The organism is Thermus thalpophilus, from assembly GCF_022760915.1.
Classification (GTDB): Bacteria; Deinococcota; Deinococci; order Deinococcales; family Thermaceae; genus Thermus; species Thermus thalpophilus.
The window spans coordinates 1-12,148 of the sequence record NZ_JAKTNS010000049.1 but is presented as its reverse complement, the minus strand read 5'-3'; the positions used below and the strand labels follow the sequence as shown (position 1 = coordinate 12,148).

Here is a 12,148-nt window from a genome sequence, read left to right as displayed (position 1 = left end):
TGCCCATCAGGAGAGAGATATACACCCGTCCTCCTGACCTTTGCAAGGCAAGCCCGGGCCCTGACCTTCCCCCTTGTGTTCCGACAGGTCAGAATGCGTGGGTGATGAGGGGTTTGCCGATCACCTACAAGGACCTGGTGCCGTTTGTGGAGCTGGTGGTGGATAGGCCCAAGGACACGGAGAAGGTGGCTCGCCTGTGCTACGCCATCCTGGCCTCGGGCTCCGCCCGCAAAAGCGACTGGGCCCGGCACTACCGCCAGGAAGCCACCGAGGAGGCCAACTACAAGGCCATTGAACGCCTCCTGGAAGGCTTGGACCCCAAGCGCTTCCTGCACCGCCTCGTTGACACCCAGCATCCCATCCTCCTGGCGGACCTCACGGAAGTCCACCGTCCCCAGGCTAAGCGCACCCCCTACGTGGGGAGATTGCAGGATGGAGGGCGGGGCTTTTGGGTGTTCACCCTGGCCCAGCCCTACAAGGGGAGGGCGATACCCGTGCACGTGGGGCTCTATTCCCAGGCCACCTTGGAGGCGGAGGGGACGAGCCGCAACCGGGTTTGGCGGAGGTTTTTGCGGGAGGCGTTGGAGGGGGTGGAGCCGGGGTCGGTGTGGGTGTTTGACCGGGAGTTTTCCTTTGGGGGATGGCTTGAGGTGCTGGAGGAGGCGGGGGTGCGGTACGCCATCCGGTTGAACGCGAGGGGGAAGGCGTATGTGGAGGACGAGGCGGGGCGGCGGATTCCCTTGCGGCTTGGGCGTGGGGAGTGGGTGGCGTGGACGGGGGTGTACTACCGCACGGAGGGGTCTCGGTGGGGATGTAGGGTGAACGTGGTGGGGGTGTGGGAGGCGATGTGGGAGGAGCCGCTTTGGGTGATGGGGAACCTGCCGGTGGAGGAGCTTTTGGCGGTGTACCGGGAGCGGATGAAGGTTGAGGAGTCCTTTCGGGACCTGAAGAGCTACTTGGGGATGGGGAACTTGATGAACAAGCGGCGGGAGAACGCGGAGAAGACGCTATGGCTTTTAGCCTTCGCCTACGCCTTGGGGTTGCTGATTGGGGAGACGCTGCGGGGGAGGTGGCAGCGGGAAAGGGGGGGCCTGGTTGGCGGAAGTGGCGGGACTACTCTGGGCTATTCCTTCTCCTGAGGGCCCCGCATCGCTTCCCCCGGGCCTGGTGGCGGGAGGCACTCAAAGAAGCCCTCGTCTCCTGGCAGCAACGGCTCTATCCCCCTGGCCTCGTCGGAACTTAGGGGGGAAGGTCAGCGGGCCAGCTTGACGGGAAGCGCCCGTCCCCCTACAATGACCCTTGCGTCCGCCGGGGTGGCGGAATTGGTAGACGCGCATGATTCAGGGTCATGTGCCCGCAAGGGCGTGCGGGTTCAAGTCCCGCCCCCGGCACCAAAAGGCCCCCGCAAGGGGGCCCAAACCTTTTGCTACACTTAGGCCATGAAGCGCGTCCTCTCGGGCATCCAGCCCTCGGGGGAGATCCACATTGGCAACTACCTGGGGGCCATCAAGCAGTGGGTGGCCATCGGGGAGAAGCTGGGCCGGGAGGCCTTCTTTTGCATCGTGGACTACCACGCCCTCACCAACCCCCTGGCCTACGATCCCCAGACCCTGGCCCGCCGCACCTTTGAGGCGGCCTTGGTGAACATCGCCGCTGGGCTTGACCCGGACAAGGTCACCCTCTTCGTCCAGTCCCACGTGCCCGAGCACACGGAGCTTGCCTGGGTCTTCACCACCCTCACCCCCTTAGGCGACCTCACCCGCATGACCCAGTTCAAGGACAAGGCCAGCAAGCAGGAAACCATCTGGAGCGGCCTCCTCATGTACCCCGTTTTGCAGGCGGCGGACATCCTCATCTACAAGGCGGACACCGTGCCGGTGGGGGAGGACCAGGTGCAGCACATTGAGCTCACCCGGGAGATCGCCCGCCGCTTCAACCACCTCTTCGGGGAAACCTTCCCCGAGCCCGAGGCCCTCTTGAACCCGGAGGCCCCCCGGGTGCCGGGCATTGACGGCAAGGCCAAGATGAGCAAGTCCTTGGGCAACACCATCGGCCTTCTGGAGCCCGAGGAAAGCATCTGGCAGAAGATCCAGCACCTGCCCGATGACCCCCAGAGGATTCGGCTTTCCGACCCCGGGGACCCCGAGAGGACCATCGTCTTCACCTACCTCTCCTACTTCGCCCCCAAGGAGCTGGTGGAGGTCCTGAAGGAGGAGTACCGCAAGGCGGGGGTGGGCACGTACGTGGTGAAGCGCATCCTCTTTGAGGAGATGATGAAGACCCTAAGGCCCATTCGGGAGCGGGCGGAGGCGCTTAAGCGGGACCCCGACTACGTGATGGACGTTTTGGTGGAGGGGGCGAAGCGGGCGCGGGGGGTGGCGGCGGCCACCATGGAAGAGGTGCGGGAGAAGGTGGGCCTCCTCCTGCCCAAGAAGCGGCCGGTCCTGGCGTGATCCGCTTGGCGTTTCCTGGTTTCGCCGGGTCTCCCTTAGAGCTCCGGGAGGCCCTAAGGCGGGGGCGGCTTTCCCCCAAGGACCTCCCCGTCCTCCAGGTGGTGGAGCAGGCCCTTTCCCAAGTGCCGGGGGACCTAAAGGCCAAGGCCGAGCTTCTGCCCCTTTTGGCGGAGCTCCTCGTCCTGAAGCTCGCTCCGGAGAAGGCCCTGACGCCCAAGGAGGAGGGGGAGGAAGCCCCCTTGGTGCGGGTCCTTTTAGACCTTTCCGAGGCCGTGGCCTTTTTGGAAGGGCGTTTGGCCAAGCGGGCCCGGCTCTACCCAGCGGCTCCACCCCCTGTGCCCAGGCCTTCCCTGCGGCTTCCCCCCAAGGTCTTGGCCGAGGCGGCCCGCCCCTTTCGCAAGGCGGTGCTTCACCTGCCGCGGGAAGCCTTTGGCTTGCAGGAGGCCTGGGCTAGGCTTTTGCCCTTCCTTAAGGGCCGGGTAGCCTTCCACCGCCTCCCCCTTCGCTCCTGGGAGGAAAAAGCGGTGGGCTTCGCCGCCCTTTTGGAGGCCCGCCGCCTCGGGCGGGTGCGGCTTCACCAGGAGGCTCCCTTCGCTCCCCTCTACGTGGAGGTGGAGGGCACCCTCGAGGCGCGGCGCTTGGCCTAACCCCGCCTCGCCTCCTGGGCCAGAAGCCCCATGCTGATGGCGATGAGAAGGAAGGCGATGAGGGCTTGCAAGGGGATGGGAAACTGGGGGATGTACTCCACCGAGCAGGGCACGGGGGGCTTGCAGGCCAGGGTGAAGCGCTCGGGGAAGGTTTGCTCCAGGAGGTGCAGGGTGCTGATGCTCCCCCCGATGAGGGAAAGGGTGAGGCTGTAGGGCCACACCCCGAGGTCCTGCCGCCAGAGGGCGAGGCCCAGGATCACCGCCTGCGGGTACATGAAGATGCGCTGGTACCAGCAGAGCTCGCAGGGGAGGAAAAGCCGCACCTCGGAGTAGTAGAGGCTACCCAAGGTGGCCACCAAGGCCACCACCCAGGCGAAGCTGAGGAGGAAAGCGCCGCGCTTCATCGGCTAAAGCATACCCCTAAACTGGTGCTTGTGAAGGGCGAGGACGAGGCGTTGCGCGAAGGGGAAGACTTCTACTGGGAAGGGGAGAGGATGGTCTTCACCGAGGCTTACCACCGCAAGCGGGGCTACTGCTGCGGCTCGGGGTGCCGCCACTGCCCCTGGCGGCCCAAGGAGGAGGATTAGGCTTCCAGAAGGGCCTCCACGAAGGCCTCGGCGTCAAAGGGCTGGAGGTCCTCCGGGCCCTCCCCCACCCCGATGAACCGGATGGGCACCTTCAAGGTGCGCACGATGGGCACCAGGACCCCTCCCTTGGCGGTGCCGTCCAGCTTGGTGACGATGACGCCGGTTAGGCCCACCGCCTCGTGGAAGCGCTTGGCCTGCTCCAGGCCGTTTTGCCCCGTCACGGCGTCCAGCACCAGCCAGACTTCCCCTGGCTCCCCGGGTTCGGCCTTGGCGATGGCCCGCTTCACCTTCTTGAGCTCCTCCATCAGGTTGTGCTTGGTGTGGAGGCGGCCGGCGGTGTCCACGAAGAGGAGGTCAAAACCCCGCGCCTTTCGGGCTTGGGCGGCGTCAAAGGCGAGGGCGGCGGGGTCCGCCCCTTCGGGGCCTTGGATCACGGGGATGCCCAGGCGCTTGCCCCACTCGGCGAGCTGCGTGGCCCCGGCGGCGCGGAAGGTGTCCCCGGCGCAGAACATCACCTTCTTGCCCAAGGCTTGGTAGTAGCGGCCCAGCTTGGCGATGGTGGTGGTCTTGCCCACCCCGTTCACCCCCACCACCATCACCACGTGCCCTTGGGGCTCCACGGGCTTGGGGGTTTGGGGGCGGAAGCCCAGCTTGCGCAGGGTTGCCCGGCGCTCGTCCGGCTCCAGCATCTGGACGAGCTTTTCCTTCACCGCCTCCTTCAGGTCCTTCCTTCCCGAGGCCTTGAGCTCCGCCAGGAGTTCCTCCGTGGCCGCCACCCCCACGTCGGCGGCCAGGAGGGCCATCTCCAGCTCTTCCAAGACCTCCTCGGGGTTGCCGCCCCAGGGGATGGCCTTGAGGAGGGTTTCCCGGGTCTTGGCGAGCCCGGCCTTTAGGCGGTCAAAGAAGCCCATCAGCGGAAGTTTACCCCCAGGGCGAAGCGCCAGACCTTGGGGAAGTCGGCGAAGCCGTAGACGTAGCTCCCCTCGGCGAAGAGGCCCGTGTAGGGGTCCAGAAGGCCCTCGAGGCCCAAGGTGAAGCCCACCCCGGCGGTGGGGCGTGGCCCCAAGAGGGCGCCCAAGCCGCCCCCAAAGTAGGGGAGGAGGCCCTGTAGGCCCGGCTCGTACTGGCCCAGATCCGGCTTGAAGAGGAGGGCGGCCTCCAAAGCCACCCCGGGAGCGGCGGGGGCGAGCTCCGCCGTGAGGCGGCCCACCAGGTTCTGCCTTAGGCGGCTTTCCACCCCGGCCCCAAAGGTGAGGCCCAGGGCTTCCCCGTGGCCGAAGCGCATCTGGATGGCGCTTTGGGCGCCGGCCAAACCGAGCAGGAACAAGAGGACGAAAATCCGCTTCATCCCGTCCAGTATAGCCCCTTTCGCGCTTCTTTTCACGAGGCGGCCAGGGCCCGCGCAAGCCGCCCCAGGACCCGCTCCTTGCCCAAAAGGGCCAGGATCTCAAAAAGCCCCGGGGTTTCCAGGCTGCCGGTGACGGCGGCCCGGAGGGGCTGGGCCACTTGGCCCAGCTTGAGGCCCCTCGCCTCGGCGAACCCCCTTAGGAGGCCCTCCAAGGCGGCCTCGCTCCAGTCCTCCTGGGCCCTTAGGGCGGGAAGGAGCTCCCGGAGGAGGGGTAGGCCTTCCCGCAGCTTGGCCAGGGCCTTCTCCGAGAAGGGGTAGTCCTCGGCGAAGAGGTAGCGGGCCTTTTCCGGGAACTCCTTGAGGGTGTCAAAGCGGGGGCGCATGAGGGCCACCGCCCTTTGCAGGTAGGCCTCCTCGGGCCAGGAAAGCCCCGCCTGTTGCAAGAAGGGCTTCACCCGCTCGGCCACTTCCTCCAGGGAGAGGACCTCCCGGATGTACTTCCCGTTCATCCACCGGAGCTTCTCCAGGTCAAAGACGGGCCCCCCCAAGGAAACCCGGTCCCAGCTGAAGGCCGCAATGAATTCCTCCAGGCTGAAGATCTCGCGTCCATCGGGCATGGAAAAGCCCATGAGGCAGAGGTAGTTGCGCAGGGCCTCGGGCAAAAACCCCTCCGCCTTGTACCACTCCAAGGAGGTGTGGCTTTTCCGCTTGCTGATCTTGGTCTTGTCGGGGTTGCGCAGGAGGGGCATGTGGTAGAACTTGGGCACCTCCCAGCCGAAGGCCCGGTAGAGGAGGACGTGGATGGGGGTGGAAACCAGCCACTCCTCCGCCCGGATCACGTCCGTGACCCCCATGAGGTGGTCGTCCACCACGTTGGCCAAGTGGTAGGTGGGGTACCCATCGGACTTCAGGAGGACCACATCGGGGATCTCCTGGTTGTCGTACACCACCAACCCCCGGAGCTCGTCCTTCACCTCGGTGGCGCCGGGGCGGGGGACCTTGAGCCGGATCACGTGGGGCTCGCCCCGCTTAGCCCGCTCTTCCGCCTCCTCCGGGGGGATGTTCCGGGCCCGGCCATCGTACCCCCCCTTTTCCTTGCGGATCTGTTCCAGCTCCTCCGGGGTTTCAAAGGCGCGGTAGGCCCACCCCCGCCGCAAAAGCTCCTCGGCGTACTGTCGGTAAAGGGGAAACCTTTCCGACTGGCGGTAAGGCCCATGGGGGCCGCCGATGTCGGGGCCTTCGTCGTAGGTGATGCCAAGCCACTTCAAGGCGGCCAAAATCCTCTCCTCCGCCCCCGGCACGTAGCGGGCGCGGTCGGTGTCCTCTATGCGCACCAGGAAGCGCCCCCCGTTTTTGCGGGCCCAGGCGTAGTTGAAAAGGGCGATGTAGGCCGTGCCCACGTGGGGGTCCCCCGTGGGGCTTGGGGCAATGCGGGTCACCACCATACCTCGCCCATTATCTCATCCGCGCTTAAAGGCCTGGCCTTAGGCTTGGGGGTAATGGACGGGGAGCTTCTGGCCCAGGGTTTGCGCAAGCGCTACGGCCCCAAGGAGGTGGTGCGGGGGGTGGACCTTCACCTGAAGCGGGGGGAGATCGTGGCCCTCTTCGGCCCCAACGGGGCGGGGAAGACCACCACCTTTTACATGGTGGTGGGGTTCATCAAGCCCACCGCGGGGCGCATCTACCTAAAGGGGCAGGAGGTGAGCCGCCTGCCCATGTACAAAAGGGCCCGGCTCGGCCTCGGCTATTTGCCCCAGGAGCCCAGCGCCTTCCGGCGGATGACCGTACTGGAAAACCTCCTCGCCATCCTGGAGTTCCAGCCTCTTTCCAAAAAAGAGCGCCTGGAAAAGGCCAAAGCCCTTCTGGAGGAGCTCTCCATTTACCATTTAAAAGACCGCCTGGCCTACGCCCTTTCTGGGGGGGAAAGGCGGCGGTTGGAAATCGCCCGGGCCCTTTGCACCGACCCCGACTTCATCCTCCTGGACGAGCCCTTTACCGGGGTGGACCCCAAGAACGTGCGGGAGATCCAAAAGGTCATCGCCGAGCTCCGGGAAAGGCGCGGGGTGGGGGTCTTCATCACCGACCACGCGGTGCGGGAGACCCTGGCCATCACCGACCGGGTCTACCTGATGTACGACGGCCAGGTCCTCTTCCACGGGGACCCCGACACCTTCGCCCAAGACCAGGGGGTAAGGCGGCACTACCTGGGTGAGGATTACGAGCTTTAGATGACCTTTTGGGCGCTTTTATTCCTCATCCTCTTCCTCGCCGCCCTGGTGGCCTACCTGGGGGACAAGGTGGCCAAGTGGGCGGGGAAGCGCCATTACCGCCTCTTTGGACTTCGCCCTCGCCAGACTGCCACCCTGATCGCCGTCTTCACCGGGGTGGGCATCGCCCTTTTTAGCTACCTGGGCTTCCTCTTGGTCTTTCGCGAGGCCCGGGAGGTGATCCTGGAGGCCACGGCCATCCGCAAGGAGCGGGATGCGCTAAGGGCCGAGCGGGACGTGCTTTTGCGAGCCAAGGCGGCCATGGAGGCGGAGGCGGCCCGGGCTTTGGCGGAGCTCAACGCTTTGCGGGTGGAAAGGCGGGAGCTTTCAGAGGCCTTGGCGGCGGCGGAGGCCGTGAGGCGCCGCCTCGAGGCGGAAGCCCAGGCCCTTTCCCGCCAGGTCCAGGCCCTCACCCAGGAGCGAAAGGCCCTTCTCCAGGAAACGGAGCGGCTTAAGGCGGAGCGGGAGGAGCTGGCCAACCGCCTCACCCTAAAGAACAAGGAGCTTGGGGAAAGGAGCCGGGAGCTTCAGGGCTTAGAGAGCCGCCTAAAGGGCCTCCAGGAGGCGGCGAGGAGCCTCGAGGCGGAAAGGCGCCGCCTCCAGGAGGAGCTCGCCAAGGCCCAGGCCCGCCTGGAGGAGGCGCGGCGGGAACGGGCCCGCCTCGCCCAGGAGGCGGAGGGGCTTAAGGCCGCCTTGGAGCGCACCCGGCGGGAGCTCCGCCAGGCGGAGGAGCGCCTCCTGAGCCTTTTGGCCCAAGCGGAGGTCCTGCAGGGGGAAAAGGGGCAGCTGGCCCAGAGCCTGGTGCGGCTAAGCCAAGGGCTTCACCTGGGGGAGGTGCGCCTGGGGACGGAGGAGGGCCGGGCGGTGCTGGAGAGGGTGGCGGAAAGGCGGGCCCTCCTCCAGGGCTTCCGGGGGGTGGAGCTTCTGGGGGAGGCCAGGGGCCCGGGGCTTGCGGTCCTCGAGGGGGCCGGGTACCAAGAGGGCAAGCTTTTGGTGCAGGTGCGCTTCTACCCGGCAAAGCGGGCCTTCGCCGAGGGGGAGGTCCTGAGTAGCGCCACTTTTCGCCTCAGCACGCCGGCCCGCCACCAAGAGGCCCTGGAGCGCCTGGGGGAAGAGGCGAGGAAGCGCCTTCTGGAAGCGGGGTTTCCCCCGGAATACGCCACCTTCCCCTCCCCGGAGGAACTGGCCCGGGGCCTTGCCCTCCTGAAAGGGCGGCAGGGGGTGGTGCGGGTGGGGGTGGTGGCGGAGAAGGAGCTGTGGACCACGGAGCGGCCCCTCCTAGCCTTCCGCCTCCTCGGGGGGCCGCCGGGCCCGGAGGTACCGGTCCCGACCCGCCAGGTCCCGTAGCACCTCCGCTTCCCAGCCCCTTTCCCGAAGCGTTTCCGCCAGGCGGTGGACGTTTTCCGGCGCCAGTTCCAGAAGGAGGAAGCCCCCCGGCCTTAAGGCCCCTTCCGCTTCCAGGGCCAAGGGCTGGGCCACGGCGAGCCCCTCTTCCCCGGCATAAAGGGCCAGGGGATTCTCGTAGGCCAGCTCCGGGGGGGCCGCCTCCCGGTAGGCCTCGGGGAGGTAAGGGGGGTTGGCCACCACCAGGTCCAGCCCCCTAAGCCCCCCCGTGAGGGGGGCTTTGAGGAAGCGGACCTTAAGCCCAAGCCGCTTGGCGTTTTCCTCCGCCAGGCGCAGGGCCTTTTCGTCCACGTCCGTGGCGTAGACTTCCGCCTCGGGCAGGCGGCTTTTCAGGGCGAGGGCGATGGCCCCGGTGCCCGTGCCCACGTCCAGGACCCTGGGCCTCGGGGGGAGGGGAAGGGCCAGGCCCAAGGCCACCAGGCCCTCCGTCTCGGGACGAGGGATGAGGACCCCCTCTTCCACCCTTAGGGGCAGGCCGAAAAACTCCACCTCCCCCAAGAGGTACTGCAGCGGGTAGCGGGCAAGACGCTTTTCCAAAAGGGCCCATGCCCTTTCCTCGGCTCCCGGGGGCGCGGGCTTAGGGAGCGAAAGGAGAAGGTCCTTCCGGGAAAGCCCCGTGGCCAAGGCCAGGAGGTCCCAAGCCTCCCCCTCGGGGAGCCCCGCCGCCTTAAGCCGCGCCTGAAGCGCCCGGAGGAGCCTTATCACGGGGGTAGACCACCACGTGGCGCGCCTCGCCCTCCCCCTGGCTTTCCGTGGTCACCTGGGGGTGGTTCTTGAGGAGCATGTGGACGATGCGCCGCTCCGAGGGCCGCATGGGGGGGAGGTGCAGGGGCTCCCCGGTCATGGCCACGGTGAGGGCGGCGTCCTCGGCGATGCGGCGGATCTTGTCCTCCTGTCGCTTGCGGTAGCCGGCGGCGTCCAGGATCACCCGGTACGCCCCGCCGAAGTGCTTGGCCAGGACCACCCCCGCCAGGTATTCCACCGCCTTCAGGGTGCGCCCCTCCTTGCCGATGAAGCGGCCCAGGTCCCCGCCCTTGACCTCCGCCTTGAGCAGGTTTCCCTCCTGGCGGACTTCCACGTAGTGCGCTGGGTCCAAGCGGAGGAGAAGGCCCACCAAGAAGGCTTCCAGCACTTCCTTTGGCCCTTGGGGGTGGGGCTCTTTACCCGTCTCCTTAAGCTCCACCTCCACCGGGGCTTCTTCCAGGACCCCGAGGTCGGAGAGGAGGTCGTCAATGCTCTTTTTCTTCTCGTCCATGCCTCAAGTTTACGCCCCCATTGGCTTCAGGCTCCGGTTGATGAGCCACTGCTGCGCCACCCCGATCAGGTTGGAGAGCACCCAGTAGAGGGTCACCCCGGCGGGGAACTGCAGGACCAGGAAGATGAAGATCAGGTTCATGAAGAGGCTTTGGCGGATGAGGTCCTTGTTGCCGTGGGCGGAAAGCCAGGTGGAGAGGAAGGTGGTGGCCACGTAGAGGGCGGGGAGGACGTAGAAGGGGTCGGGCAGGGCCAGGTCGGGGATCCACAAAAGCCCCTGGCCGAACTCGTAGTTGGCGATCACCTTCCAGAGGATGAAGAGGATGGGCATCTGGATGAAAAGGGGCAGGCAGCCGGCGGCGGGGTTCACCTTGTGCTCCTGGTAGAGCTTCATGGTGGCCTCGGCCCGCTTGTTGGGGTCGTCCTTGTACTTCTCGTTGATCTTCTGGATGAGGGGCTGGAGGCGCTGGATCTCCGCCATGCTCTTGAACTGCTGGTGCATTAAAGGCCAAAGGAGGAGGCGCACCACCAGGGTGAGGAAGAGGATGGCGAGGCCCCAGCTCCCCGTGTAGCGGAAGGCGGTTTCCATGAGCCAAAGGAGGCCCAAGGAGAGCTGGCCCCAGATGTTGGGGCTAAAAAGCCCGGGAAGGGCCAGGAGCCCCTCCACGTGGAAGCGCACCAGCTCGTTCTGGCCGCCGTAGAGCTTGAGGGGTTTGCCCCCTTCTAGCCTCACCTCCCCTTCCCTGCCCACCAGCTTGCCCCAAAAGGGTTCCTCGGCGAAGGCCACCAGGGCGTAGCCCGCCTTGGGCTTGGTCTGCCAGGCCAGGTAGCGGAGGCTTCCCTCCCCGCTCGGGGCGGGCTCCTTTTCCCCAGCCAGGAGGACCTTGGGCTGGCCCTGGGCTTTAAGCTTGAGGGTTAAGGGGAAGTCCGCCTCCACCCGCAGGGTGTAGCGCCCCTTTTCTATGCGGTAGGTGAGGGTGCCTTCCCGCCCGTGGAAGCGGGCGAGGAGGCGGCCATCCTCCACCAAGAACTCCGCCTTTTCCGGGGAGAAGCCCTCGGGGGCCACCACGGGGCCCCCTTCCGCCAGGTTAGGGGCCCGGGTGTAGTCGCCGATGCCGGTTCCCTTATAGGTCTTCACGTACCAGCCCACGATCTGGCCCTTTTGGTCAAAGGCCAGGTCCATGAGGTTGGTCACCGCCACCTTCTCCGGGGTGCCGTCCCCGTTCACGTCCACGTCCTTGAAGGTGGCCTCGAGGGCCAAGGCGGGCGCCAAAAGCGCCACGAGGGCCAGGAGTTGCCTCATTGCGCCCCCTCCTTCCTCATCGGGAAAACCAGGGGCACGGGGTCAACCCCGCCGGGGTGCAAGGGGTGGCACTTTAGGATCCGCCGCGCCGCCAAATAGCTTCCCCAAAAAGCCCCGTGGCGCTCCAGGGCCTCGAGGGCGTAAGCGGAACAGGTGGGGTGAAACCGGCAGGTCTTGGGCTTGAGGGGGGAAACGTACCGGCGGTACGCCTTGATCAGGAGTACGAGGAGCCTGCGCACGCCGCCTATTGTATCAGCCCGCTTTTCCTCAGGGCGCGCACCAGGTCCTGGAAGAGCTCGGCGTAGCTCGCCTCCCGGGCCTCGGGGCTCGCCACCACCAGGAGGTGGGCCTTGGGCAGGTGGAGGCGGCGGAGGATCTCCCTCAGGCGCCGCTTCACCTTGTTGCGCACCACCGCCTTGCCCACTTTTTTGGAGACCACGATGCCCACCCGGAGTTCGGAGGCCGGGAGCCACTTCACGCTCACGTACCGCCCCCGCCCCGCCTTGCCCTTGCGCAGGCGGGCGAAGTCCCGGTCGCCCTTTAAGGAAACGAGTTTGCCCCCCGGGGCGGGGGGCGGGGCCTTTAGGCGTTCACCTTGGGCGTGAGGCGCCAGCGGCCCTTCTGCCGCCTGCGCTTTAGCACCTTCCTGCCGCCTGGGGTCTTCATGCGGGCCCGGAAGCCGTGGGTCTTGGCCCGCTTCCTCCGGTTGGGCTGCCAGGTCCTTTTCATTCATTTCCCTCCCTGGGGCTTGCGCCCCGATACCCTAAAGAGTGTAGCACAGATAGCCCTGTACCCAGTCTAACGGTTTTTTACACCCTGGCGCCGTAGCGTGGGCTTGCCTTGCAAAGGTCAGGAGGACGGGTGTATATCTCTCTCCTGATGGGC

Annotated in this window: 16 protein-coding genes and 1 tRNA gene; 7 read left to right on the top strand and 10 right to left on the bottom strand. The window is 66.5% G+C overall.

The genetic code is table 11. The annotated features are described in order from the left end of the window. Positions 1-104: 104 nt before the first annotated feature. The 4 genes from L0D17_RS12150 (at position 105) to L0D17_RS12135 (ending at position 3,100) form a co-directional block, all read left to right on the top strand. Positions 105-1,139 (top strand): transposase, encoded by a 1,035-nt coding sequence (locus L0D17_RS12150; protein WP_243095552.1) that lies wholly within the window; start codon positions 105-107, stop codon positions 1,137-1,139. Between the two features lie 168 nt (positions 1,140-1,307). Further along, a tRNA-Leu gene (locus tag L0D17_RS12145) sits at positions 1,308-1,394 on the top strand. 45 nt (positions 1,395-1,439) lie between these two features. Continuing rightward, complete coding sequence (trpS, locus tag L0D17_RS12140; protein ID WP_243095551.1) at positions 1,440-2,453, top strand: tryptophan--tRNA ligase; 1,014 nt, start codon at positions 1,440-1,442, stop codon at positions 2,451-2,453. After that, the gene (locus tag L0D17_RS12135) at positions 2,450-3,100 is read left to right on the top strand and encodes a chromosome segregation protein ScpA (RefSeq protein WP_243095550.1); all 651 of its coding nucleotides are present in this window, start codon (positions 2,450-2,452) and stop codon (positions 3,098-3,100) included. The genes trpS and L0D17_RS12135 overlap by 4 nt, the downstream gene beginning before the upstream one ends. On the opposite strand, the gene L0D17_RS12130 is transcribed toward L0D17_RS12135, so the two are convergent. Further along, entirely contained in the window at positions 3,097-3,504 is a 408-nt protein-coding gene (locus tag L0D17_RS12130) for a disulfide bond formation protein B (protein ID WP_243095549.1), read from the bottom strand. The genes L0D17_RS12135 and L0D17_RS12130 overlap by 4 nt on opposite strands. A 30-nt stretch (positions 3,505-3,534) precedes the next feature. Between L0D17_RS12130 and L0D17_RS12125 the strand changes: the two genes are divergently transcribed. Then, a complete protein-coding gene (locus L0D17_RS12125; RefSeq protein WP_243095548.1) occupies positions 3,535-3,687 on the top strand; it encodes a C1orf53 family protein in 153 nt (50 codons plus the stop codon). Here L0D17_RS12125 and ftsY read toward each other — a convergent pair. The 3 genes from ftsY to gltX are packed head-to-tail and all read right to left on the bottom strand — an operon-like array spanning position 3,684 to position 6,480. Continuing rightward, positions 3,684-4,598 (bottom strand): signal recognition particle-docking protein FtsY, encoded by a 915-nt coding sequence (gene ftsY / locus L0D17_RS12120; RefSeq protein WP_243095547.1) that lies wholly within the window; start codon positions 4,596-4,598, stop codon positions 3,684-3,686. The two genes, L0D17_RS12125 and ftsY, sit on opposite strands and share 4 nt — an antisense overlap. Next, positions 4,598-5,035 (bottom strand): hypothetical protein, encoded by a 438-nt coding sequence (locus L0D17_RS12115; RefSeq protein WP_243095546.1) that lies wholly within the window; start codon positions 5,033-5,035, stop codon positions 4,598-4,600. Before L0D17_RS12115 ends, ftsY begins: the two co-directional genes overlap by 1 nt. A gap of 32 nt (positions 5,036-5,067) precedes the next feature. Beyond that, positions 5,068-6,480 (bottom strand): glutamate--tRNA ligase, encoded by a 1,413-nt coding sequence (gene gltX, locus L0D17_RS12110; protein WP_243095545.1) that lies wholly within the window; start codon positions 6,478-6,480, stop codon positions 5,068-5,070. Positions 6,481-6,534: 54 nt separating this feature from the next. Between gltX and lptB the strand changes: the two genes are divergently transcribed. After that, the gene (gene lptB / locus L0D17_RS12105) at positions 6,535-7,263 is read left to right on the top strand and encodes an LPS export ABC transporter ATP-binding protein (protein ID WP_039455885.1); all 729 of its coding nucleotides are present in this window, start codon (positions 6,535-6,537) and stop codon (positions 7,261-7,263) included. After that, positions 7,264-8,649, top strand: a complete 1,386-nt coding sequence (locus tag L0D17_RS12100) for a DUF3084 domain-containing protein (RefSeq protein ID WP_243095544.1) — start codon at positions 7,264-7,266, stop codon at positions 8,647-8,649. Here the strand turns inward: L0D17_RS12100 and prmC are convergent. Genes prmC through rpmH form a run of 6 tightly spaced genes read right to left on the bottom strand, consistent with a single transcriptional unit; the run spans position 8,581 to position 11,992 of the window. Further along, complete coding sequence (prmC, locus tag L0D17_RS12095) at positions 8,581-9,411, bottom strand: peptide chain release factor N(5)-glutamine methyltransferase (protein ID WP_243095543.1); 831 nt, start codon at positions 9,409-9,411, stop codon at positions 8,581-8,583. The genes L0D17_RS12100 and prmC overlap by 69 nt on opposite strands. Further along, positions 9,374-9,961 (bottom strand): Jag family protein, encoded by a 588-nt coding sequence (locus L0D17_RS12090; protein WP_243095542.1) that lies wholly within the window; start codon positions 9,959-9,961, stop codon positions 9,374-9,376. Before L0D17_RS12090 ends, prmC begins: the two co-directional genes overlap by 38 nt. A gap of 9 nt (positions 9,962-9,970) precedes the next feature. After that, a complete protein-coding gene (locus tag L0D17_RS12085; RefSeq protein ID WP_243095541.1) occupies positions 9,971-11,263 on the bottom strand; it encodes a YidC/Oxa1 family membrane protein insertase in 1,293 nt (430 codons plus the stop codon). Next, a complete protein-coding gene (yidD, locus tag L0D17_RS12080) occupies positions 11,260-11,502 on the bottom strand; it encodes a membrane protein insertion efficiency factor YidD (protein ID WP_243095540.1) in 243 nt (80 codons plus the stop codon). The genes L0D17_RS12085 and yidD overlap by 4 nt, the downstream gene beginning before the upstream one ends. Positions 11,503-11,507: 5 nt before the next feature. Next, positions 11,508-11,876: a ribonuclease P protein component gene (gene rnpA / locus L0D17_RS12075; RefSeq protein WP_081995761.1), complete on the bottom strand. Its 369-nt coding sequence runs from the start codon at positions 11,874-11,876 to the stop codon at positions 11,508-11,510. Then, a complete protein-coding gene (rpmH, locus tag L0D17_RS12070) occupies positions 11,846-11,992 on the bottom strand; it encodes a 50S ribosomal protein L34 (protein ID WP_014516087.1) in 147 nt (48 codons plus the stop codon). Before rpmH ends, rnpA begins: the two co-directional genes overlap by 31 nt. Positions 11,993-12,148: the final 156 nt, after the last annotated feature.